Origin of the sequence: Pseudomonas sp. RGB, assembly GCF_007713445.1 — a bacterium.
Classification (GTDB): Bacteria; Pseudomonadota; Gammaproteobacteria; order Pseudomonadales; family Pseudomonadaceae; genus Aquipseudomonas.
In genome coordinates, this window is sequence record NZ_VMSH01000032.1 from 1 (window position 1) to 22,965 (window position 22,965).

19 protein-coding genes are annotated in these 22,965 nt (G+C 61.1%); 16 read left to right on the plus strand and 3 right to left on the minus strand.

Annotation, left to right across the window (positions count from 1 at the left end):
• The 16 genes from mraW to FPT15_RS29325 all read left to right on the plus strand — a co-directional run.
• A partial coding sequence (gene mraW, locus FPT15_RS29250) for a 16S rRNA (cytosine(1402)-N(4))-methyltransferase (protein WP_145166175.1) occupies positions 1–404 on the plus strand: 404 nt, incomplete at its 5' end.
• The gene (ftsL, locus tag FPT15_RS29255) at positions 401–694 is read left to right on the plus strand and encodes a cell division protein FtsL (protein ID WP_016974244.1); all 294 of its coding nucleotides are present in this window, start codon (positions 401–403) and stop codon (positions 692–694) included. The genes mraW and ftsL, both read left to right, overlap by 4 nt.
• Positions 694–2,436, plus strand: coding sequence for a penicillin-binding protein 2 (locus FPT15_RS29260; protein WP_164487968.1), 1,743 nt, complete (start codon positions 694–696; stop codon positions 2,434–2,436). The genes ftsL and FPT15_RS29260 overlap by 1 nt, the downstream gene beginning before the upstream one ends.
• On the plus strand, positions 2,436–3,899 hold the full coding sequence (locus tag FPT15_RS29265) for a UDP-N-acetylmuramoyl-L-alanyl-D-glutamate--2,6-diaminopimelate ligase (RefSeq protein WP_145166176.1): 1,464 nt from the start codon (positions 2,436–2,438) through the stop codon (positions 3,897–3,899). Before FPT15_RS29260 ends, FPT15_RS29265 begins: the two co-directional genes overlap by 1 nt.
• Positions 3,892–5,262: a UDP-N-acetylmuramoyl-tripeptide--D-alanyl-D-alanine ligase gene (gene murF, locus FPT15_RS29270; protein ID WP_145166177.1), complete on the plus strand. Its 1,371-nt coding sequence runs from the start codon at positions 3,892–3,894 to the stop codon at positions 5,260–5,262. The genes FPT15_RS29265 and murF overlap by 8 nt, the downstream gene beginning before the upstream one ends.
• Positions 5,262–6,344, plus strand: coding sequence for a phospho-N-acetylmuramoyl-pentapeptide-transferase (gene mraY, locus FPT15_RS29275; RefSeq protein ID WP_003171875.1), 1,083 nt, complete (start codon positions 5,262–5,264; stop codon positions 6,342–6,344). The genes murF and mraY overlap by 1 nt, the downstream gene beginning before the upstream one ends.
• Positions 6,345–6,350: 6 nt before the next feature.
• The gene (murD, locus tag FPT15_RS29280) at positions 6,351–7,697 is read left to right on the plus strand and encodes a UDP-N-acetylmuramoyl-L-alanine--D-glutamate ligase (RefSeq protein ID WP_145166178.1); all 1,347 of its coding nucleotides are present in this window, start codon (positions 6,351–6,353) and stop codon (positions 7,695–7,697) included.
• Positions 7,694–8,911 (plus strand): putative lipid II flippase FtsW, encoded by a 1,218-nt coding sequence (ftsW, locus tag FPT15_RS29285; RefSeq protein WP_106579565.1) that lies wholly within the window; start codon positions 7,694–7,696, stop codon positions 8,909–8,911. The genes murD and ftsW overlap by 4 nt, the downstream gene beginning before the upstream one ends.
• The gene (gene murG, locus FPT15_RS29290; RefSeq protein WP_145166179.1) at positions 8,901–9,971 is read left to right on the plus strand and encodes an undecaprenyldiphospho-muramoylpentapeptide beta-N-acetylglucosaminyltransferase; all 1,071 of its coding nucleotides are present in this window, start codon (positions 8,901–8,903) and stop codon (positions 9,969–9,971) included. Before ftsW ends, murG begins: the two co-directional genes overlap by 11 nt.
• Positions 9,964–11,409, plus strand: a complete 1,446-nt coding sequence (gene murC / locus FPT15_RS29295) for a UDP-N-acetylmuramate--L-alanine ligase (RefSeq protein ID WP_145166180.1) — start codon at positions 9,964–9,966, stop codon at positions 11,407–11,409. The genes murG and murC overlap by 8 nt, the downstream gene beginning before the upstream one ends.
• Positions 11,406–12,362, plus strand: a complete 957-nt coding sequence (locus FPT15_RS29300; RefSeq protein WP_145166181.1) for a D-alanine--D-alanine ligase — start codon at positions 11,406–11,408, stop codon at positions 12,360–12,362. The genes murC and FPT15_RS29300 overlap by 4 nt, the downstream gene beginning before the upstream one ends.
• A 4-nt stretch (positions 12,363–12,366) precedes the next feature.
• Entirely contained in the window at positions 12,367–13,236 is an 870-nt protein-coding gene (locus FPT15_RS29305; protein ID WP_106579561.1) for a cell division protein FtsQ/DivIB, read from the plus strand.
• 15 nt (positions 13,237–13,251) lie between these two features.
• Positions 13,252–14,517, plus strand: a complete 1,266-nt coding sequence (ftsA, locus tag FPT15_RS29310) for a cell division protein FtsA (RefSeq protein WP_017138181.1) — start codon at positions 13,252–13,254, stop codon at positions 14,515–14,517.
• A gap of 66 nt (positions 14,518–14,583) precedes the next feature.
• Positions 14,584–15,789, plus strand: coding sequence for a cell division protein FtsZ (ftsZ, locus tag FPT15_RS29315; RefSeq protein ID WP_017138180.1), 1,206 nt, complete (start codon positions 14,584–14,586; stop codon positions 15,787–15,789).
• A 112-nt stretch (positions 15,790–15,901) separates the two neighbouring features.
• Entirely contained in the window at positions 15,902–16,813 is a 912-nt protein-coding gene (gene lpxC, locus FPT15_RS29320; protein ID WP_003216227.1) for a UDP-3-O-acyl-N-acetylglucosamine deacetylase, read from the plus strand.
• Between the two features lie 260 nt (positions 16,814–17,073).
• Complete coding sequence (locus FPT15_RS29325) at positions 17,074–18,072, plus strand: hypothetical protein (RefSeq protein ID WP_145166182.1); 999 nt, start codon at positions 17,074–17,076, stop codon at positions 18,070–18,072.
• Between the two features lie 123 nt (positions 18,073–18,195).
• On the opposite strand, the gene FPT15_RS29330 is transcribed toward FPT15_RS29325, so the two are convergent.
• The 3 genes from FPT15_RS29330 to FPT15_RS29340 form a co-directional block, all read right to left on the minus strand.
• Positions 18,196–19,689: a sensor domain-containing diguanylate cyclase gene (locus FPT15_RS29330; RefSeq protein ID WP_145166183.1), complete on the minus strand. Its 1,494-nt coding sequence runs from the start codon at positions 19,687–19,689 to the stop codon at positions 18,196–18,198.
• Between the two features lie 60 nt (positions 19,690–19,749).
• A complete protein-coding gene (locus FPT15_RS29335; RefSeq protein WP_145166184.1) occupies positions 19,750–21,243 on the minus strand; it encodes a diguanylate cyclase in 1,494 nt (497 codons plus the stop codon).
• A gap of 87 nt (positions 21,244–21,330) precedes the next feature.
• Complete coding sequence (locus FPT15_RS29340; protein ID WP_145166185.1) at positions 21,331–22,653, minus strand: OprD family porin; 1,323 nt, start codon at positions 22,651–22,653, stop codon at positions 21,331–21,333.
• Between the last annotated feature and the right edge of the window lie 312 nt (positions 22,654–22,965).

The window sequence follows — 22,965 nt, forward strand, 5'->3', positions numbered from 1 at the left end:
AACGCACCGCTGACCTGGCCGAAGTGCTGAAAGTCGCCAACCCTGCCTGGGAAAAGGGCAAGAACCCTGCGACCCGTGCGTTCCAGGGCCTGCGCATTCACGTCAACAACGAATTGGGCGATCTGGAAACCGGCCTCGAAGCCGCACTGGAAGCCCTGGAAGTGGGCGGTCGCCTGGTGGTGATCAGCTTCCACTCCCTGGAAGACCGCATCGTCAAACTGTTCATGCGTCGTCTGGTCAAGGGCGAGTCCGATAACCTGCCGCGCAACCTGCCGGTGCGTTTCGAAGCCTTTGTGCCGAAAATCAAAATCCATGGCAAAGCGCAGTTCGCTTCCGAAGCCGAACTCAAGGCCAACCCACGTTCCCGTAGCGCCGTCATGCGCGTTGCGGAGAAGTTGCGGTGAGCAAGCTTTTCGCCAAGCCCCTTCCGGGCGGCAGCTTCTTTATGTTGCTGCTCTTTATCGGCGTGCTGGTGTCCGCGATTGCGGTGTCCTACAGCGCCCACTACAACCGCCAATTGCTCAATACCCTGTACGGGGAATTGAGCGTGCGTGATAAAGCGCAGGCGGAGTGGGGCCGGTTGATCCTCGAGCAAAGCACCTGGACCGCCCATAGCCGCATCGAAGTGCTGGCGACCGAGCAGTTGAAGATGCACATTCCGGGCGCGGCCGAAGTTCGGATGGTGGCGCCATGATGAAACTTGAAGGCGCACTCTACCCTTGGCGTTTCCGCCTGATGCTGGGTTTGCTGGCCTTGATGGTGGGCGCGATTGCCTGGCGGATCATCGACCTGCAAGTGGTTGACCGTGACTTCCTGATCGGCCAGGGCGACGCCCGGAGCCTGCGGCATATCCCGATTCCTGCGCACCGCGGTCTGATCACCGACCGTAATGGCGAGCCTCTGGCCGTCAGTACGCCGGTAACCACCCTGTGGGCCAACGCCAAGGAATTGCAGGTCGCCAAGGACAAGTGGCCGGAACTGGCCGCCGCCCTGGGCCAGGACCCAAAAGCCTTGTCCGAGCGCCTGGAAGCCCAGGCCAATAAAGAATTCATCTACCTGGTTCGCGGCCTGACCCCTGAACAGGGCCAGCAGGTGCTCGACCTTAAAGTCCCCGGTGTCTATGGCATCGAGGAGTTTCGTCGGTTCTACCCGGCCGGTGAAACCACCGCGCACATGGTTGGCTTTACCGACATCGATGACCACGGCCGTGAAGGTGTGGAACTGGCCTACGACGAATGGCTGGCCGGGGTTCCCGGCAAACGGCAGGTCATCAAGGATCGACGCGGCAGACTGATCAAGGATGTCCAGGTCACCAAAAACGCCAAGGCCGGTAAGCCCTTGGCGTTGTCGATTGACCTGCGCCTGCAATACCTGGCCAACCGCGAGCTGCGTAACGCGATCATCGAGAACGGCGCCAAGGCTGGCAGCCTGGTAATCATGGACGTGAAGACCGGCGAGATCCTCGCCATGGTCAACCAGCCGACCTACAACCCGAACAACCGTCGCAACCTGCAACCGGCGATGATGCGTAACCGCGCAATGATCGACGTGTTCGAGCCGGGTTCGACCATGAAAGCCATCTCCATGAGTGCGGCCCTGGAAACCGGGCGCTGGAAGCCGAGCGACAAAGTCGAGGTTTACCCAGGCACCTTGCAGCTGGGCAAATACACCATTCGTGACGTGTCCCGCACTGAAGGTCCGGTGCTGGATTTGACAGGTATTCTGATCAACTCCAGTAACGTCGGCATGAGTAAAGTGGCCTTCGATATCGGCGGCGAAACCATCTATCACCTGGCGCAAAAAATCGGCTTGGGTCAACCCACCGGCCTGGACTTCCCAGGCGAGCGCGTGGGCAACCTGCCGAACTACCGCGACTGGAAAAAGGCCGAGACGGCCACACTTTCCTATGGCTACGGCCTGTCGGTGACCGCGATCCAGCTGGCTCACGCTTTCTCTGTATTGGCCAATAATGGTCGCATGGTTCCACTGAGCCTGATCCACGTCGACGAAGCACCGAAAGCCACCCAGGTGATCCCGGAAAACGTCGCCAAGACCATGCAAGGCATGCTGCAACAAGTGATCGAAGCGCCGCGTGGTGTGTTCCGTGCCCAGGTGCCGGCGTATCACGTGGCAGGCAAGTCCGGTACTGCACGTAAAACGTCGGTCGGCACCAAAGGCTACGCCGAGAACTCGTACCGCTCGCTGTTCGCCGGCTTCGGCCCGATGAGTGATCCGCGCTACGCCATCGTTGTTGTGATCGATGAGCCAAGCAAGGCCGGCTACTTCGGTGGCCTGGTATCGGCACCGGTGTTCAGCAAAGTGATGTCCGGCACCCTGCGCCTGATGAACATTACGCCGGACAACCTGCCGCCGACTCAACAAGCGAACGCCGGTCCACCGGCCGCTGCTGCCAAAGCCAATGGAGGGCGCGGCTGATGTCTCTTAGCTTGAACAAGATTTTTGCTCACGCCGGACGCGATCTGCTGATCCGCGAGTTGAGCCTGGACAGCCGTAACGTACGCGCCGGTGACCTGTTCCTGGCCGTGCCTGGTGGCAAGTTCGATGGTCGTGCGCACATCGCCGATGCCCTGCAACGTGGTGCGGCAGCCGTGGCGTACGAAGTGGACGGTGCCACCGTGCTGCCGATCACCGACGTGCCATTGATTCCGGTCAAAGGCCTGGCTGCGCAGCTCTCGGACATCGCCGGGCGCTTTTATGGCGACCCAAGCCGTCAACTGAACCTGATCGGCGTGACCGGCACAAACGGCAAGACCAGCGTGACCCAGTTGGTCGCCCAGGCGCTTGACCTGCTGGGTCAGCACTGCGGCATTGTCGGCACGTTGGGCACCGGTTTTTATGGCGCGCTGCAAAGCGGCCTGCACACCACGCCAAACCCGATTGCCGTGCAAGCGACCCTGGCTGACCTGAAAAAGGCCGGTGCCAAGGCAGTTGCCATGGAAGTCTCCTCACACGGTCTGGACCAGGGCCGTGTTACTGCGCTGGCCTTCGACGTGGCGGTGATGACCAACCTGTCCCGCGATCACCTTGATTACCACGGCACCATGGAGGCGTACGCCGCCGCCAAGGCCAAGCTGTTCGCCTGGAATGATCTGAAATGCCGTGTGGTGAATCTCGATGACGCTTTTGGCCGCCAGCTGGCTGCCGAGGACAGCGAATCGCGCCTGATCACCTACAGCCTGGAAGACTCCAGCGCCTACCTGTATTGCCGCGAAGCCCAATTCAATGACGAAGGCGTGCTCGCCAAATTGGTCACGCCGCAGGGCGAGCACCACTTGCGCAGCACCTTGCTCGGCCGTTTCAACCTGAGCAACGTGCTGGCTGCCATCGGCGCGCTGCTTGGCCTGGATTACGCGCTGGATGAAATCCTGCGCGTGCTGCCCAAGCTCGAAGGCCCGGCCGGCCGCATGCAGCGTTTGGGCGGCGGTTCGCAGCCGCTGGTAGTGGTCGATTACGCCCACACCCCGGACGCGTTGGAAAAAGTCCTCGAAGCCCTGCGCCCACATGCCAAGGGCAAGTTGCTGTGCCTGTTCGGCTGCGGCGGTGACCGTGACCGCGGCAAACGTCCGTTGATGGCCGAGATCGTCGAGCGTCTGGCCGACGGCGTGCTGGTTACCGACGACAACCCGCGCAGCGAAGACCCAAGCCAGATTTTCGATGACATCCGTGTTGGCTTTAAAGACGCGTCCAAGGCTACTTTCGTGGCCGGTCGCGGCGCCGCCATTGCCCAATTGATCGCCAGCGCCAGCGCTGACGACGTGGTAGTGCTGGCTGGCAAAGGCCACGAGGACTACCAGGAAATCAACGGCGAGCGCCATGCCTTCTCCGATCTGGTCGAGGCCGACCATGCCTTGACCGCCTGGGAGGTTGCCCATGCTTAAAGCGATGACGTTCAGCGAACTGACCCAGGCCCTGTCGGCCCGCGTAGTGTCGAGCGATTGCAGCTTCGACGGCGTCAGTATCGACAGCCGTAACATCAAGCCTGGGCAATTGTTTGTGGCCTTGGCCGGCCCGCGTTTTGATGGTCACGACTACCTGAACGACGTCGCTGCCAAAGGTGCCGTGGGTGCATTGGTGCAGCGTGAAGTGACCGATTCCACCTTGGCGCAACTGCTGGTTGCAGATACCCGTTTGGCCTTGGGCCAGTTGGGTGCATTGAACCGCGCCGCCTTCGATAAGCCGGTTGCAGCCATCACCGGCTCCAGCGGCAAAACCACGGTCAAGGAATTGCTCGCCGGTGTCCTGCGTACGCGCGGGCCGGTGCTCGCCACCCGTGGCAACTTGAATAATGATTTCGGCGCGCCGCTGACCCTGCTCGAGCTGGCCCCGGAACACACGGCGGCGGTGATCGAGCTGGGTGCTTCGCGCATCGGCGAAATCGCCTACACCGTGGCGCTGACCAAGCCTCACGTGGCGATTATCAACAACGCCGGCACCGCTCATGTTGGCGAGTTCGGTGGCCCGGAAAAAATCGTCGAAGCCAAGGGCGAAATCCTTGAAGGCCTCGATGCATCCGGCACCGCTGTATTGAACCTCGATGACAAGGCCTTCGAGACCTGGCGTGTACGTGCCGCCGGACGCAAGGTGCTGACGTTTGCCGTGGCCAATGCCGCCGCTGATTTTCACGCCTCCAACATCACCGTTGACGCCCGAGGCTGCCCGTCCTTCACCTTGCACACCCCGCAAGGCGACGAGCACGTGCAATTGAATCTGCTCGGCAACCACAACGTTGCCAACGCCTTGGCCGCCGCCGCCGCCGCGCATGCCCTGGGTGTGTCGCTGTTCGGTATCGCTACCGGCCTGGGCGCAGTGCAGCCGGTCAAGGGCCGTACCGTCGCGCAGCTGGCGACCAACGGCATGCGCGTGATCGACGACACCTACAACGCCAACCCGTCCTCCATTAATGCCGCTGTTGACCTGTTGAAGGGCTTTGCCGGGCGCAAGGTTCTGGTGCTGGGTGATATCGGCGAATTGGGCGACTGGGCAGAGCAAGGCCACCGCGAAGTTGGTGCCTACGCCAGCGGAAAAGTCGACGCGCTCTATGCCGTCGGCCCGAACATGGCGCACGCCGTCGATGCCTTTGGCCTCGGCGCGCGGCATTTCGCAACCCAGGCCGAGCTGATCCAGGCGCTGGGCGTGGCTGAACAAGACAAACACACAACCATTTTGATCAAGGGATCGCGCAGCGCGGTGATGGAAAACGTCGTCGCGGCCTTGTGTGGCTCAAGTACGGAGAAACATTAATGCTGCTGCTGCTGGCTGAGTATCTGCAACAGTTCCACAAAGGCTTCGCGGTCTTTCAGTACCTGACCCTGCGCGGGATTCTGGGTGTGCTGACCGCGCTGTCTCTGTCGCTGTTCCTGGGGCCGTGGATGATCCGCACCCTGCAGAACCTGCAAATTGGTCAATCGGTTCGCAATGACGGCCCGCAGTCGCACCTGTCCAAATCCGGCACCCCGACCATGGGCGGCGCGTTGATTCTCTCGTCCATCGGCATCAGCACCTTGCTCTGGGCCGACCTGCATAACCGCTACGTGTGGGTGGTGTTGTTGGTGACCTTGTTGTTCGGCGCCATCGGCTGGGTCGATGACTACCGCAAGGTGATTGAGAAAAACTCCAAGGGGCTGCCAAGCCGCTGGAAGTATTTCTGGCAGTCGGTATTCGGTCTTGCCGCCGCGATCTTCCTGTACACCACTGCGCCAAGCGCGGTGGAAACCACCCTGATCATTCCGATGCTCAAGGACGCCAGCATTCCACTGGGCATCGGCTTCGTGGTGCTGACCTACTTTGTGATCGTCGGCTCCAGCAACGCGGTGAACCTGACCGACGGCCTCGACGGCCTGGCGATCATGCCGACGGTGATGGTCGGCGGTGCGCTCGGCATCTTCTGCTACCTGTCGGGTAACGTGAAATTCGCTGAATACCTGCTGATCCCGTACGTACCGGGCGCGGGTGAACTGATTGTGTTCTGCGGCGCGCTGATCGGCGCCGGCCTGGGGTTCTTGTGGTTCAACACCTATCCCGCACAAGTCTTCATGGGCGACGTCGGCGCGCTGGCGCTGGGCGCAGCGCTGGGCACCATCGCGGTGATCGTTCGCCAGGAAATCGTGCTGTTCATCATGGGCGGTGTGTTCGTGATGGAAACCCTGTCGGTGGTCATCCAGGTGGCTTCCTTCAAATTGACCGGGCGCCGCGTGTTCCGCATGGCGCCGATTCACCACCACTTTGAACTCAAGGGCTGGCCCGAGCCACGCGTGATTGTCCGTTTCTGGATCATCACCGTGATTCTGGTACTGGTCGGCCTTGCCACCCTGAAACTGAGGTAGAAACGAGTGTCCCTGATCGCTTCAGACCACTTCCGCATCGTTGTCGGCCTCGGCAAGAGCGGCATGTCCCTGGTTCGCTTCCTGGCGAACCGGGGCACGTCGTTTGCCGTCGCCGATACGCGGGAAAATCCACCGGAGCTGGTCACGCTGCGCCGTGACTACCCGCACGTGGAAGTGCGTTGTGGCGAGTTGGATGTCGAGTTTCTGTGCCGCGCCGATGAGCTCTACGTGAGCCCCGGCCTGGCCCTGGCGACACCGGCTTTGCAAGCTGCTGCCGCACGTGGCGTGAAGCTCTCCGGCGATATCGACCTGTTCGCGCGTAACGCGAAAGCGCCGATTGTGGCCATCAGCGGTTCCAACGCGAAAAGCACCGTGACCACCCTGGTCGGCGAGATGGCGGTTGCGGCCGGCAAGCGCGTGGCCGTGGGCGGTAACCTCGGCACGCCGGCGCTGGACCTGCTCAGCGACGACGTCGAGCTGTACGTGATGGAACTGTCGAGCTTCCAGCTCGAAACCACCCACGACCTCGGTGCTGAAGTGGCCACGGTGCTCAACGTCAGCGAAGACCACATGGACCGTTACAGCGGCCTGCCGGCCTATCACCTGGCCAAGCACCGGATTTTCCGCGGAGCCCGGCAAGTGGTGGTCAACCGCCAGGACGCCCTGAGCCGTCCGCTGATGGGCGAAGGCCTGCCGTGCTGGACCTTCGGCCTCGGCAAACCCGACTTCAAAGCCTTCGGCATCCGCGAAGAGAACGGCGAGAAATACCTGGCCTTCGAATTCCAGAACCTGATGCCGGTGCGCGAGCTGAAAATCCGTGGCGCGCATAACCAGTCCAATGCCCTGGCGGCGCTGGCACTCGGTCACGCTGTTGGCCTGCCGTTCGACGCCATGCTCGCAAGCCTGCGCACATTCGCCGGGCTTGAGCACCGCTGCCAGTGGGTCCGCGACCTCGACGGCGTCAGCTATTACAACGATTCCAAGGCCACCAACGTCGGTGCCGCCTTGGCTGCCATCGAAGGCCTTGGCGCCGATATCGAAGGCAAGCTGGTGCTGATCGCCGGTGGCGATGGCAAAGGCGCCGACTTCAAGGACCTTAAAGGTCCGGTGGCTGCCCATTGCCGCGCCGTGGTGCTGATGGGCCGTGATGCTGATTTGATCGCCGCTGCCCTCGGTGACGCGGTGCCGCAAGTGCGCGCGACGTCCCTAGACGACGCCATCGCTCAGTGCAAAGCCCTGGCCCAGCCGGGTGATGCCGTGCTGCTGTCGCCAGCGTGCGCCAGTTTCGACATGTTCAAGAACTACGAAGAGCGCGGCCAGCTGTTCGCTCGCGCCGTGGAGGCCTTGGCATGAATTTCAGAAATATCATCAAACCGTACCCGTCGCCGATCATTACCGGGCGTGGCGTCGACCTTGATTTCCCGATGCTCGCCGGTTGCCTGGCGCTGCTGGGCCTGGGCCTGGTGATGATCACCTCGGCGTCCTCCGAAGTGGCCGCCGTGCAGTCGGGCAACACTCTTTACATGATGATTCGTCACTTGGTGTACCTGGTGATCGGCCTTGGCGCGTGCATCGTCACCATGATGATCCCGATCGCCACCTGGCAGCGCCTGGGCTGGATGATGCTGATCGGTGCGTTCGGCTTGCTGATCATGGTGATCCTGCCCGGCATCGGCCGCGAGGTGAACGGTTCGATGCGCTGGATCGGCTTCGGTGCGTTCAACGTGCAGCCGTCGGAAATCGCCAAGGTGTTCGTGGTGATCTACCTGGCCGGTTACCTGGTACGCCGTCAGAAGGAAGTGCGCGAAAGCTGGATGGGCTTCTTCAAGCCATTCATCGTGCTGCTGCCAATGGCCGGCCTGTTGCTGATGGAGCCCGACTTCGGTGCCACCGTCGTGATGATGGGCGCGGCCGCCGCGATGCTGTTCCTCGGTGGCGTCGGCCTGTTCCGCTTCACCTTGATGGTGGTGCTGGCCGTGGCCGCCGTGACGGTGCTGGTGCAGGCGCAACCCTACCGGATGGCCCGTCTGATTACCTTTACCGACCCGTGGTCCGACCAGTTCGGTTCCGGCTACCAGCTGACCCAGGCGTTGATCGCCTTTGGCCGCGGCGAGTGGCTGGGCGTGGGCTTGGGCAACAGCGTGCAGAAGCAGTTCTACCTGCCCGAAGCGCACACCGACTTTGTGTTCTCGGTACTTGCCGAAGAGCTTGGCGTGGTGGGTTCGCTGTGCACCGTCGCGCTGTTCGTGTTCGTGTGTGTACGCGGCATGTACATCGGTTTGTGGGCCGAAAAGGCCAAACAGTATTTCGCCGCGTATGTGGCGTACGGCTTGTCGTTCCTGTGGATCGGCCAGTTCCTGATCAACATCGGCGTGAACGTCGGCTTGCTGCCGACCAAGGGCCTGACCTTGCCGTTCCTCAGTTACGGCGGCAGTTCGTTGGTGATTTGCTGCGCGTGCCTGGGGTTGCTGCTGCGCATCGAGTGGGAGAGTCGAACCCACTTGGGCAGCGAAGAGATGGAATTCAGCGAAAGCGATTTTGCCGAGGAGCCGAACCATGGGCGCTAACGTGCTGATCATGGCGGGCGGCACCGGGGGCCACGTGTTCCCGGCCCTGGCGTGCGCGCGTGAATTCCAGAACCGCGGCTACACCGTGCATTGGCTCGGCACGCCGCGCGGCATCGAAAATGAATTGGTCCCGAACGCTGGCTTGCCACTGCATTTGATCAACGTCGCCGGCTTGCGCGGCAAGAGCAAGTTGTCCCTGCTCAAGGCGCCGTTCGTGTTGCTCAAGGCGGTGTGGCAGGCACGCAAAGTCATGCGTGCAGTGAAGCCGGTATGCGTGCTGGGTTTTGGCGGTTATGTGACCGGCCCTGGCGGCGTTGCCGCCAAGCTGGCTGGCGTGCCGGTGATCGTGCACGAGCAGAACGCCGTCGCCGGTACCGCGAACCGCCTGCTGGTGCCGTTGGCCTCGCGTGTGTGTGAAGCGTTCCCGAAAACCTTTGCGGCCTCGGACAAGTTGCGCACCACCGGCAACCCGGTGCGCACCGAACTGTTCATGGCCATTGCCCGTGAGGCATTGGCCGGGCGCAAGGCGCATCTGCTGATCCTGGGCGGAAGCCTGGGTGCCGAGCCACTGAACAAATTGCTGCCCGAAGCGTTGGCTCAACTCCCCGTGGAGTTGCGCCCGGAGATCTTCCATCAGGCCGGCAAGAATCACGATGAAATCACCGCTGCCCGCTACCGCGAGGCCGGTGTCGAGGCGAATGTGCAGCCCTTCATCAAAGACATGGCCCACGCCTATGGCTGGGCCGACCTGGTGGTTTGTCGCGCTGGTGCGCTGACCGTCAGTGAACTGGCCGCCGCCGGTCTGCCGTCCTTGCTGGTGCCTTTGCCCCACGCGATTGACGATCACCAGACCCGCAACGCCGAATATTTGGCCGGGGAGGGCGCTGCCTTCCTGCTGCCGCAAAGAACGACTGGCGCCGCCGATTTGGCCGCACGCCTGACTGAGGTTTTGATGCAACCGGAACGACTCAACAGCATGGCGAGCACCGCAAGCCGCCTGGCCAAACCTGACGCAACCCGCACCGTGGTCGACATCTGCCTGGAGGTGGCCCATGGTTGAGAATCAGAAAGCCATGCCACAACCCGAGATGCGCCGCATCCGTCGCATCCACTTCGTCGGCATCGGCGGCGTGGGCATGTGCGGGATTGCCGAAGTGCTGCTGAACCTGGGCTACCAAGTGTCCGGCTCTGACTTGAAAGAGTCGCCGGTCACCGAGCGCCTGAAGTCGTTCGGTGCGCAGATCTTTATCGGCCACCGCGCCGAAAACGCCGCCGAGGCTGATGTACTGGTGGTTTCCAGTGCCGTGAACACCTCCAACCCGGAAGTGGCCACCGCCCTTGAGCGCCGTATTCCGGTGGTGCCGCGCGCCGAGATGCTCGCCGAGCTGATGCGCTACCGCCACGGCATTGCCGTTGCCGGTACGCACGGCAAAACCACCACCACCAGCCTGATCGCTTCGGTGTTCGCGGCCGGTGGCCTGGACCCGACGTTCGTGATCGGTGGCCGTCTGAATGCAGCTGGCACCAATGCCCAGCTCGGCACCAGCCGCTACCTGATCGCCGAAGCCGATGAAAGTGACGCGAGCTTCCTGCACCTGCAGCCGCTGGTCGCGGTGGTTACCAACATCGACGAAGACCACATGGCAACCTACGACGGTGACTTCAACAAGTTGAAGAAAACCTTCGTCGAGTTCCTGCACAACCTGCCGTTCTACGGTCTGGCGGTGGTGTGCCTGGACGATCCGGTGGTGCGTGAAATCCTGCCGCAGGTCAAGCGTCCGACCGTGACCTACGGCTTCAGCGAAGACGCTGACGTGCGCGCGATCAATGTGCGCCAGGAAGGCATGCAAACTTTCTTCACCGTGCTGCGCCCTGACCGCGAACCGCTGGATGTCTCGGTGAACATGCCGGGCAACCACAACGTGCTCAACTCCCTGGCGACCATCTGCATCGCCTCCGACGAGGGCGTCAGCGATGAAGCCATCGTTGAAGGCCTGTCGCGTTTTGCCGGTGTTGGTCGTCGCTTCCAGGTCTACGGCCAACTGCCGGTAGACGGCGGCGACGTGATGCTGGTCGACGACTACGGTCATCACCCGACCGAAGTGGCCGCCGTGATCAAGGCCGTGCGCGGTGGCTGGCCGGAGCGCCGCCTGGTGATGGTGTACCAGCCGCACCGCTACAGCCGTACCCGCGATCTGTACGACGATTTCGTCAATGTATTGGCCGATGCCAACGTGCTGCTGCTGATGGAAGTCTACCCGGCCGGTGAAGAGCCGATCCCGGGCGCCGACAGCCGCAAGCTGTGCAACAGCATCCGCCAGCGTGGCCAGTTGGACCCGATCTACATCGAGCGCGGTGTGGACCTGGCGCCGATCGTCAAGCCGCTGCTGCGCGCGGGTGACATCCTGCTGTGCCAGGGCGCCGGTGATATCGGTGGCCTCGCGCCTAAATTGCTCGCGAGCCCCTTGTTCGCAACTGCGCAGGGGAAGTCGAAATGACAACGAACTACGACGCCCTGTTTTCCACGATCACGCCTGCCGACTTCGGCCGCGTCGCCGTGCTGTTCGGCGGCAAGAGTGCAGAGCGTGAAGTCTCGCTCAAGTCCGGCAATGCCGTGCTTGAGGCACTGCAAAGCGCCGGCGTGAATGCGTTCGGTATCGACGTGGGCGATGATTTCCTCGCCCGCCTGCAGGCCGAGAAGATCGACCGTGCCTTTATCATCCTGCACGGCCGCGGCGGTGAAGACGGCAGCATGCAAGGCTTGCTCGAGTGCGCTGGCATCCCTTACACCGGCAGCGGCATTCTTGCCTCGGCACTGGCAATGGACAAGTTGCGCACCAAGCAGGTGTGGCACAGCCTGGGTATTCCAACCCCACGTCACAGCGTGCTGTGCAGCGAAGACGATTGTATTTCTGCAGCCAAGGAACTGGGCCTGCCTTTGATCGTCAAACCAGCCCATGAAGGCTCCAGTATCGGCATGGCCAAAGTGAACTCGGCCGCCGAATTGATCGACGCATGGAAGGCGGCAAGTACCTACGATTCGCAAGTGTTGGTGGAACAGTGGATCCAAGGTCCCGAGTACACCATCGCCACCCTGCGTGGCCAGGTATTGCCGCCTATCGCATTGGGCACGCCCCACACCTTTTACGATTACGACGCCAAGTACGTGGCTTCCGATACTCAGTACCGGATCCCGTGTGGCCTTGACGCAACCAAGGAACAGGAATTGATGGACCTCACGGCGAAAGCCTGTGAGGCGCTGGGTATCGCCGGTTGGGCGCGGGCAGACGTGATGCAGGATGACCAGGGGAATTTCTGGTTCCTTGAAGTCAACACTGCGCCGGGTATGACCGATCACAGCCTGGTACCTATGGCAGCCCGTGCAGCCGGTCTGGATTTCCAGCAGTTGGTGCTGGCGATCCTCGCTGACAGCATTGAGCCAAGAGGCTAAACACATGAACGGCGCATCGCTTCGTCATCAGCCCCCACCAGCACCCGGCCGCAAGCCGGTGCCACGGGGTGCCAGCCGGATGGTGGCTAAAGAGCCGATGTCGGCGCGCCTGCCGAAAGCCAACTTTGGTTTCCTCAAGGCGCTGTTCTGGCCGGTGCTGCTGGTGGCGTTGGGCTTTGGCACATACGAGGGTGCGCAGCGCCTGTTGCCGTATGCCGACCGGCCGATCACCAAGATCAGTGTGCAGGGCGACTTGAGCTACATCAGCCAGCAAGCGGTACAGCAGCGCATCGGTCCGTACCTGGCGGCGAGCTTCTTTACCATCGACCTGGCCGGTATGCGCTCGGAGCTGGAGCAGATGCCGTGGATCGCCCATGCCGAAGTGCGCCGCGTGTGGCCGGACCAGGTGACGATCCGCCTGGAAGAACAACTGCCCGTGGCCCGTTGGGGCGATGAAGCGCTGTTGAACAACCAGGGCCAGGCGTTCACCCCGCGTGAGCTGGCCAACTATGAGCACCTGCCGCAGCTGTTCGGGCCGCAGCGGGCGCAACAGCAAGTGATGCAGCAGTACCAGGCCTTGAGCCAGATGCTGCGGCCACTGGGCTTCTCCATCGCACGCCTGGAATTGCGTGAGCGGGGCAGCTGGTTTTTGACCACCGGGGCAGGCAGTTCCGGCCCGGGCATCGAGTTGTTGCTGGGACGCGACCGCTTGGTGGAAAAGATGCGCCGCTTTATTGCCATCTATGACAAGACCTTGAAAGAACAGATTACGAACATTGCGAGCGTCGACCTGCGTTACGCCAACGGCCTGGCCGTCGGCTGGCGTGAACCAGCTGCGCCGACGACAGCCAAACCCGCTGTCGCGAAGAATTAAGAAGAGGCAGGACCCATGGCAAACGTGCAAAGCGGAAAAATGATCGTCGGTCTCGATATCGGCACCTCCAAGGTGGTGGCGCTGGTCGGCGAGGTCGGGGAAGACGGTGTTATCGAAATCGTCGGTATCGGCACGCATCCGTCCCGGGGCCTGAAGAAGGGCGTGGTGGTGAACATCGAGTCCACCGTGCAATCGATCCAGCGCGCCATTGAAGAAGCGCAGTTGATGGCCGGCTGCCGGATTCACTCGGCGTTTGTCGGCGTGGCCGGCAACCATATCCGCAGCCTGAATTCCCACGGCATCGTGGCCATCCGCGACCGTGAAGTCAGCTCGGCGGACCTTGAGCGTGTACTCGACGCGGCCCAGGCCGTGGCGATCCCGGCTGACCAGCGCGTGCTGCACACCCTGCCGCAGGACTACGTGATCGACAACCAGGAAGGCGTTCGCGAGCCGCTGGGTATGTCGGGCGTACGTCTGGAAGCCAAGGTTCACGTGGTGACCTGCGCCGTCAACGCTGCACAGAACATTGAAAAATGCGTGCGCCGCTGCGGTCTGGAAATCGACGACATCATTCTTGAGCAGTTGGCGTCGGCCTACTCGGTATTGACCGACGACGAAAAAGAGCTGGGCGTGTGCCTGGTCGACATCGGCGGCGGAACCACCGACATCGCGATCTTCACCGAGGGTGCGATCCGTCACACCGCCGTGATCCCGATTGCCGGCGACCAGGTCACCAACGACATCGCCATGGCGCTGCGTACACCGACCCAGTACGCCGAAGAAATCAAGATTCGCTATGCCTGCGCCCTGGCCAAACTGGCCGGTGCCGGTGAAACCATCAAGGTGCCAAGTGTCGGCGACCGCCCACCGCGTGAGCTGTCGCGCCAGGCCCTGGCCGAAGTGGTCGAGCCACGCTACGACGAGCTGTTCACCCTGATCCAGGCTGAGCTGCGCCGCAGCGGTTACGAAGATTTGATCCCGGCCGGCATCGTGCTGACCGGTGGCACCTCGAAGATGGAAGGCGCGGTCGAACTGGCCGAGGAAATCTTCCACATGCCCGTCCGCCTGGGCGTGCCCCATGGCGTCAAAGGCCTGGGCGACGTAGTGCGCAACCCGATTTATTCCACCGGTGTGGGCTTGCTGTTGTACGGGCTGCAAAAGCAGACCGACGGCATTTCCCTGTCGGGCCCGAGCATTCGTGACAGCTATCGCGGTGGCGACGATGAAGCCAAAGCGCCGTTGTTCGAGCGCTTGCAGGCTTGGGTGAAAGGCAATTTCTAAAGATTTACCGCAACACCGTAATAAGCAGTAGGCGAAAAAACTAGAGAAAACGAAAGGAGAGGGAACATGTTCGAACTCGTAGACAACATCCCCGCAAGCCCGGTTATCAAAGTAATCGGTGTCGGCGGTGGCGGCGGCAACGCTGTCAACCACATGGTCAAGAGCAACATTGAAGGCGTTGAATTCATCTGCGCCAACACTGATGCCCAGGCGCTGAAAAGCATCGGCGCGCGGACCATCCTGCAATTGGGCACAGCTGTGACCAAGGGCCTCGGCGCTGGCGCCAACCCGGAAGTCGGCCGTCAAGCCGCGCTGGAAGACCGCGAGCGTATTGCTGAAGTGCTGCAAGGCACCAACATGGTGTTCATCACCACCGGCATGGGCGGCGGTACCGGTACCGGTGCGGCCCCGATCATTGCCGAAGTGGCCAAGGAAATGGGGATTCTGACCGTTGCTGTCGTAACGCGTCCGTTCCCGTTCGAAGGTCGCAAGCGCATGCAGATTGCCGACGAAGGTATCCGTCTGCTGTCTGAAAGCGTTGACTCGTTGATCACCATTCCCAACGAAAAACTGCTGACCATCCTGGGCAAGGACGCAAGCCTGCTGTCCGCATTTGCCAAGGCTGACGATGTTCTGGCCGGTGCCGTTCGCGGTATCTCCGACATCATCAAGCGCCCAGGCATGATCAACGTCGACTTTGCCGACGTACGTACCGTGATGAGCGAAATGGGCATGGCGATGATGGGCACTGGCTGCGCCAGCGGTCCGAACCGTGCACGTGAAGCCACAGAAGCGGCGATCCGCAACCCATTGCTCGAAGACGTGAACCTGCAAGGCGCACGCGGCATCCTGGTGAACATCACCGCCGGTCCTGACCTGTCCCTGGGTGAGTACTCCGACGTGGGTAGCATCATCGAAGCCTTCGCTTCCGAGCACGCGATGGTCAAAGTCGGTACCGTTATCGATCCGGACATGCGTGATGAACTGCACGTGACCGTGGTTGCTACCGGCCTGGGCGCAAAAATCGAGAAGCCTGTAAAGGTCATCGACAATACCGTTCACACCGGCCACAACAGTCACGCCAGTCAGCAAGCTGCCGCTCCAGCGCCTGCGCGCCAGGAACTGCCGTCGGTGAACTACCGTGATCTGGACCGTCCGACCGTGATGCGCAACCAGGCTCAGGCCGGTGCTGCGGCGTCCCGTAGCCCGAATCCGCAAGATGATCTGGACTACCTGGACATCCCGGCATTCCTGCGTCGTCAGGCCGATTAATGGAATGTATCAGGGCTATGAAGGTGATTGGTGTTCAGCAAAGGTCTGGTCTGTTATTATCGCCAGCCTTTGTTGATACCAGTTCGCAATTTGCGCTGAAGCGGTCCAAGCCATGATTAAACAACGCACCCTGAAGAATATTATCCGTGCCACAGGTGTAGGTCTGCACTCCGGGGAGAAGGTATACCTGACCCTCAAGCCCGCACCTGTCGACACCGGCATCGTGTTTGTTCGTGCCGACCTGGACCCTGTGGTGCAGATTCCTGCTCGCGCGGAAAACGTTGGCGAAACCACTATGTCGACCACACTGGTCAACGGTGACGTCAAAGTGGACACGGTGGAGCACTTGCTCTCGGCCATGGCTGGCCTGGGCATCGATAACGCCTACGTCGAGCTCTCCGCGTCCGAAGTCCCTATCATGGATGGCAGCGCTGGACCCTTCGTATTCTTGATTCAATCTGCCGGCCTGGAAGAACAGGACGCAGCCAAGAAGTTCATACGCATTCTGCGGGAAGTGACAGTAGAAGACGGCGACAAGCGCGCCACCTTCGTCCCGTTCGAAGGCTTTAAAGTGAGCTTTGAGATCGATTTCGATCACCCGGTATTCCGTGACCGCACACAAAGTGCAAGCGTGGATTTTTCCAGCACTTCGTTCGTAAAAGAAGTCAGCCGCGCCCGTACCTTTGGTTTCATGAGTGACATCGAGTACCTGCGCAAGCACAACCTCGCACTCGGCGGCAGCGTTGAAAACGCCATCGTGGTCGACGCGGATGGTGTACTGAACGAAGACGGCCTTCGCTATGAAGACGAATTCGTGAAGCACAAAATCCTCGATGCAATCGGTGACCTCTACCTGCTGGGCAATAGCCTGATAGGCGAGTTCAAAGGCTTCAAGTCGGGCCACGCCCTTAACAACCAGTTGCTGCGCAAGTTGATTGCACAGACAGATGCTTGGGAAGTCGTGACCTTCGAAGATGCCAGCACCGCACCGATCTCTTACATGCGTCCCGTTGCGGCGGTGTAAGTAACAACTCTCTTCTTTAGTTTTGAAAGGCCACCTTCGGGTGGCCTTTTTTTATGCTTAAAAAATAGCAAGTTGCGTGGTAATGACATTGTCGTGAAACGTGTTGCAACTTTCGACGGTGTTTTTGTAGGAACTGATACTTTTTCGTGTACCACACAGTCTTCGTGAGGCCGTTGAATAAAGTACCAACAGCTAAACGAGTTTTGAATTAACGCGAGATCAGTGAATACATACCTATTACTGTTGAAGGAATACCGATCATGAACGCTATCGCTCCAGCCGCTGTATATCGCAGCCCTGACCCTCAGCAACAAAACGTCAACAATAACCCACCCGAGCGCTCTTTTGCCGCGCCCTATACCGCGAATGTGTTCGGCGGTGCAGCGAAGTTTCAGCCGATCCCCACGGTGTCTTTTTTTCCGCGAACCTATGCCACCATCGCCGCCAGGGTCACCCCGATAGCTGGCGGCCCGAGCGCGGGTGTGAGCGCAACGGCACGGTTTGATCCCGTCATCAGCTTACGGCCCAATGACAGCGGCGGCCTCACCGTCAGCTTCGCACCCAAGATGCAGCTGGAAGTCGGCGGCAGTCTGAGGGCCGGCATTCCCAATATTTTAGGCACGGGCGTGGGTTTTAATGTGGGGGGCAGCCTTTCACAGCGATTTACGTTTGGCGCACCGGAATTCAGCGCCACTGTCCATCCAAGTGGAGAGTTCAACTTTAACGCTAATGTGAAGCCTTCAATTGTCAGCCAGCAATCACTGAGTGTGAATGGCGGTCTTGAGGGCAGCCTTGCCAGTTCTGGCGTTAGTGTGGGCGGTGGCGTGAACCAAAGTGTTACGCATATGACTGGGCAACATATAAACGTCGGCGGGGCGGGTCTTCAATTCACACTGTCTCCCACTGGTAAACCGACTATCACGCAAAACGCCGACAACACATTATCCATCGCCAATAGTTATACCTTTTTCCCCCGGACAAGTATTAACGCGAATATTCGAGCAGGGCAGGTGGGCGCCAATGGTGGAGCAGGCGTGTCACCGTCATTTACCCTTCAACACAAAGTTACCTTCAGTACCGACCTGACCAGCAAGTCCCCGCCAAAACACGAGTTTTCCGCAACATCGGGCGTTTCGGTCGATGGCTCCTTCGGTTTAAGCGTGTCTCTGTTGCCACCACAGTTTCCATTGAGTGTTACAGCGCAAGTGGGTGCTGACCCGAGAGTCTCGGTGTCAGGAGGTGGCAGCTACACGCTGTAAAGGCTGCCGCTGTGAAAAATGTACTGACTCACTGTCATCAGCAGGAGGCACCGTCAGCGTCGGGATCAAACCCAAGCTGACGGTGCGGCGAGCGGTGACTGAGTGGCCCAGGTGGCAGGCTCTTCAGGGAAAGGCTGCGGCATCCACGATGCGGTTGCGCCCGCTGTGTTTGGCCTCATACAGCGCCTGATCCGCGCTCAGCAACAATGCCTCCAGCGATACGCGGCTGCGTTTGTCCCAGGTACTCATGCCGATACTCACCGTAATCGGCCGTTCGGCGCCGGCACACCGTGGCAAGTGCTCGACGCTGCTGCGGATATGCTCGGCGATCACCCAGGCGCCTTTGGCGTCGGTGTGCGGCAGCACCACGGCAAACTCCTCCCCGCCATAACGCGCCGCCAGATCAGCCGGGCGGCGGATGTTGTCTTCGATGACCCTGGCCACCGTGCGCAGAGCCTCGTCACCGCCGTGGTGACCATGGCGGTCGTTGAAGGCCTTGAAGTGATCCACGTCGATCATCAGCAGCGTCAGCGGTTCGGTTGAGCGTTGCGCGCGGTCCCATTCCAGGCGCAGGCGCTGATCGAGGATGCGACGGTTGGCCAGGCCGGTCAGCGCATCGGTGGCTGCCAGTTCTGACAGCACTTGCTCGGCGCGGTGGCGGCGGCGCAGCTCGTTGCTGAGCATCCAACTCAGCCACAGCAGACCGATGCACAGCACGCCCGTCGCCAGGCTGATCAGCAAGGCTGCGCGTTTCCATTGGGCGAATACCTCATCGGTGGACAGTGCCACCGCGACGATCAGCGGCAAATTGCCGACCGTGGAAAAGCTGTAGAGCCGCTCTCGGTGGTCAACACTGGAAACGCCGCGAAAACTGCCATCGCGCTCCTTGAGCATGCGCCCGACATTTGGCTGCTGGCTCAGGTCCTTGTCGATCATGTCCAGTTCGAGCATGGGATGCTGCGCCAGCAGAATGCCCTGCTGGTTGATCAGGTTGATGGTGCTGTTGCTGCCGATATTCAGGCTGCTGAACAACTGGTGAAAATAAGACAAGCGCATGGAGGCCACCGCCACCCCCTGAAAGCGCCCGTCCGGCCCGGAAACGCGGCGGCTGAACGCAATGCGCCATTGGTCGTCGCACACGCAGCGCGCCATGAACGGGCGGCTGATGTACAGCCCGATGTCGGGGTCTTTGCGCTGGACCTGGAAATAATCGCGATCAGCGAAGTTGCCGGACTTGGGCGTGAGCAAGGACGAGTCGGCGATCACCTCGCCATTGGCGTCCAGCAGCAGGATGTCGCCCTTGTAGGGCGCGGCCGCGGAGCGGTCGAACTGCACCAGATGGCGGATATCGGCGGAGACGCTTTGCAGGTCGTTGCGCTCGGTGGCGGCGATCAGGCCCTTGAGGGCCATGTCATAGAGCTCGACGTTGCGCAGTACATCGGCGTCAATCAGTTGGGTGATGTTGTTCGCGGTGCGCGTGGCGGTCTGCAGGGTATTGGCGTGTTCGCGAATCAGCAGCACCGCCACGATCGCCACGATCAGCAGGGCCGTGAGGACACTGCCTAGGATCAGCAGGCGTTCCGGGCGACGTGTAGAGCGAGAAAGGCTCGGGCTCATCGGGCGTACTTCTGCGTCGAGGATGCCATTAGCGTAGTCCGTGTACGGCGTTGCAGCAGGTCAGGGCCCGGTGGCCTCCACAATCCGGTTTCGCCCAGTGTGCTTGGCCTCATACAGTGCCTGATCCGCGTGCAACAGCAGCGTCTCGAGTGACAGGTGACTGCGTTTATCCCAGGTACTCATGCCGATACTCACGGTGATCGGCTGTTCAGCGCCGGCGACGCGCGGCAGGTGCTCGACGCCGCTGCGGATATGCTCGGCGATCACCCAGGCGCCCTTGGCGTCGGTGTCCGGCAGCACCACCGCAAACTCTTCCCCGCCATACCGCGCGGCCAGGTCGGCGGGACGACGGATGTTGTTGGCGATCACCTGGGCGACCGTGCGCAGTGCCTCATCACCGCCGTGGTGGCCGTGGCGGTCGTTGAAAGCCTTGAAGTGGTCCACGTCGATCATCAACAGCGTCAGCGGCTCGGTGGAGCGCTGCGCGCGGTCCCATTCCAGGCGCAGGCGCTGGTCCAGGGTGCGACGGTTGGCCAGGCCGGTCAGGTCATCGGTGGCGGCCAGCTCCGACAGCACTTGCTCGGCGCGATAGCGACGGCGCAGTTCGCGGCGCAGCATCCAGGTCAGCCATAACAGGCCAATGCAGAGCACGCCGGTGGCGCCGCTGGTGAGCAGCGCGGCGCGTTTCCACGGGGCGAACACGTCTTCGCTGGCCAGCGCCACCACCACAATCAGCGGTAATTCACCGACATTGGTGAAGGTGTACAAACGCTCGGTGCCAGTGATGGCCGAGATCGCCCGAAAGCTGCCTTCGCCTTCGCGCAGTATGCGTTTGAAGTTGGGCCGATCGCTGAGGTCCTTGTCGATCATGTCGCGCTCCAGCAACGGCTGCTGGGCGAGAAGAATCCCCTGGTTGTTCAGCAGGTTCACCGAACTGCCATTGCCGATGGTGAGGCGGTTGAACAATTGATCGAAATACGCCAGGCGCATCGTTGCCACCGCGACACCGGCAAACTCGCCGTCCGGCCCCGTGACGCGGCGACTGAATGCGATGCGCCAGACTTGATCGCAGTTGCAGCGAATCCTGAATGGGCGGCTGATAAACAGGCCGGCTTGGGCATTCTGTCGATGCGCCTGGAAGTAATCGCGGTTAGCGAAATTGCGTGGCGTTGGCCACAGCGTCGAGGAGTCGGCAATCACTGCACCGTTGGCATCCAGCAACAGCACTTCGCCTTTGAAGGGCGCTGCGGTGGACTGGTCAAACTGCACCATGTGCCGGATGTCCGGTGACGCCTGCGCCAGGTCCTTGCGGGTGGTGGCCTTGATCAGACCCTCCAGCGCCAGGTCATAGAGCTCGACGTTACGCAGCACGTCGGCATTGATCAGTTGGGTGATGTTGGTGGTCGCGCGCTGGGCGGCCTGGACGGTGCTGGCGTGTTCGCGGTTCAGCAGCGCCGCGACGATAATCACAATCAGGGTGACGGTCAGGCTACTGCCCAGAATCAGCAAAAGCTCCGAGCGTGCAGGTAAAGAAGGAGGGCGGAGTTGACTCATCGCGCAGACTTCAACAGATAAGATACTGGCAGTTTAGTTCTACGCGATGAAAATTAGGGCATGGGCTAAAAAAGAAAGATTGGCGGGTTAGAACACGTTGATCGGGTAGTCCACGATCACCCGGTATTCGTCCACATCCCGATCCACCGCCGCGTAGCCATTTCCGCCGCGGTTGGTCGCCCATTGCAGGCGCACGGCCAAGTCCTTGGCTTTGCCGCCTTGCACCACGTACTTCAAATCGATGTCGCGCTCCCAGTGTTTGGCGTCCTTGCCATCGGCGCTGTACCAGGCGCTGTAGCCACGGCTGTTGGGGTCGACCTTGGTCAGGTCGGTCTTGCCGCTGATGTAGGAAACGGCAGACGTCAGCCCTGGCATGCCCAGGCCTGCGAAGTCGTAGGCGTACTTGAGTTTCCACGAGCGCTCGTTGGGGCCGTTGAAGTCCGAGTATTGCTGGGAGTTGTCCAGGTAGACGCTGTCGCCCTGGCTGATGTAGTCGAACGGCGTGTTGCCGTTGACCCGCTGGTAGGCGGCGGTGAGGCTGTGGTTGCCCACGCCCACGGTGAAATGCAGGCTGTAGGTGTTGTTGTCGATGCTGCCCAGCAACGACCGGCCGGTGTCCTGGGTGTGGTAATAGTGCAGGCCGGGGTTGAGGCTGACCAGGTCGTTCAGCGCGTAGGTGTAATCCAGGTCGTAGTAGTACTGGTGCCACACGTCCTTGAGTTCGGAAGCGTACAGGTTGCTGGTGACGCCCGGGATGGCGCTGAACGACACACCGGCCCAGTTCAGGTGCTGGCTGTCGGCGTGGTCCGGCAGCGTGCCGTAGCTGGTGCCGATGCGCCGGCGACCGCTCTGGTTGTAGAGCTTGGTGAAGCTGGCCTGGCCGCCTTCAAGCAGCCAGCCGTCGACGCTGTGGTTGGTCAGGCTTACGCCGCGGAAATCCTGCGGCATCATGCGGGTCATGCCGCCGGCGATTACCGGGTTGTTGAGGAACAGGTCGCCGGCTTTCAGCTCGGTGTCGAAGGCGCGCATTTTCAAGGTGCCGCCTGCGGTGGAGAACGAGCCGGGCGCTTTGCCGTTGCCGCTGCCATACGGCAGGATACTGGAGCCGTCGGTGCCGCCGCCGCCGTCGAGCTTGAGGCCGAGCATGGCGTTGAGGTCCAGGCCGAAGCCGACGGTGCCCTGGGTGTAGCCGGATTCGAAGGTGCCGATGAAGCCTTGGCCCCATTCCTTGCTGTCATCGGTGTGGATGTCGCGACGGTCGCGGTTCATGTAGTAATTGCGGGTGTTGATCTTGAGGCTTGCGCCGTCGACGAAACCGTCGGCGGGGGTGGTGTCTGCCGCTTGGGCCAGGGGGGCGATCGTTGTTGCAATCGCTAGGAATAGCGGGGTGAACGTCAGCGAGTTCTTCACCGGTGGAGCTCCTTTGGTCAATCGTAAGCGGCCAATGTCGTGGGGGTGTGCCTGGCCTTTTTTTACCGCAAAAAAAAGCCGCTGAAGTCAGCGGCTTTGAACAGATTCCCAGTGTAGAGCCCTGGAAATAAGTCGAGGGAAATTTGGGTGAGCGGGAAGCTGTGTTGGCCGTCGCGCTCATCGGTGCGTCAAATTAGCGCAGGTGAGCGGTGCGGTACAGAGTGTAACAAGATAATGACTGTTGCCCAAATTGCAACAGTCGCGGAGGGTTGTAGGGGGAGTGAGTACATATCCGTTGCTGCGGTAACGGCT

What these genes read in the sequence shown, in the direction of transcription:
- FPT15_RS29260 (WP_164487968.1), top strand. Translation starts at nt 694, where the DNA reads ATGAAACTTGAAGGCGCACTCTACCCTTGGCGTTTCCGCCTGATGCTG.
- FPT15_RS29265 (WP_145166176.1), top strand. Translation starts at nt 2,436, where the DNA reads ATGTCTCTTAGCTTGAACAAGATTTTTGCTCACGCCGGACGCGATCTG.
- murF (WP_145166177.1), top strand. Translation starts at nt 3,892, where the DNA reads ATGCTTAAAGCGATGACGTTCAGCGAACTGACCCAGGCCCTGTCGGCC.
- mraY (WP_003171875.1), top strand. Translation starts at nt 5,262, where the DNA reads ATGCTGCTGCTGCTGGCTGAGTATCTGCAACAGTTCCACAAAGGCTTC.
- ftsW (WP_106579565.1), top strand. Translation starts at nt 7,694, where the DNA reads ATGAATTTCAGAAATATCATCAAACCGTACCCGTCGCCGATCATTACC.
- murG (WP_145166179.1), top strand. Translation starts at nt 8,901, where the DNA reads ATGGGCGCTAACGTGCTGATCATGGCGGGCGGCACCGGGGGCCACGTG.
- murC (WP_145166180.1), top strand. Translation starts at nt 9,964, where the DNA reads ATGGTTGAGAATCAGAAAGCCATGCCACAACCCGAGATGCGCCGCATC.
- FPT15_RS29300 (WP_145166181.1), top strand. Translation starts at nt 11,406, where the DNA reads ATGACAACGAACTACGACGCCCTGTTTTCCACGATCACGCCTGCCGAC.
- FPT15_RS29305 (WP_106579561.1), top strand. Translation starts at nt 12,367, where the DNA reads ATGAACGGCGCATCGCTTCGTCATCAGCCCCCACCAGCACCCGGCCGC.
- ftsA (WP_017138181.1), top strand. Translation starts at nt 13,252, where the DNA reads ATGGCAAACGTGCAAAGCGGAAAAATGATCGTCGGTCTCGATATCGGC.
- ftsZ (WP_017138180.1), top strand. Translation starts at nt 14,584, where the DNA reads ATGTTCGAACTCGTAGACAACATCCCCGCAAGCCCGGTTATCAAAGTA.
- lpxC (WP_003216227.1), top strand. Translation starts at nt 15,902, where the DNA reads ATGATTAAACAACGCACCCTGAAGAATATTATCCGTGCCACAGGTGTA.
- FPT15_RS29325 (WP_145166182.1), top strand. Translation starts at nt 17,074, where the DNA reads ATGAACGCTATCGCTCCAGCCGCTGTATATCGCAGCCCTGACCCTCAG.
- FPT15_RS29330 (WP_145166183.1), bottom strand. Translation starts at nt 19,689, where the DNA reads ATGAGCCCGAGCCTTTCTCGCTCTACACGTCGCCCGGAACGCCTGCTG.
- FPT15_RS29335 (WP_145166184.1), bottom strand. Translation starts at nt 21,243, where the DNA reads ATGAGTCAACTCCGCCCTCCTTCTTTACCTGCACGCTCGGAGCTTTTG.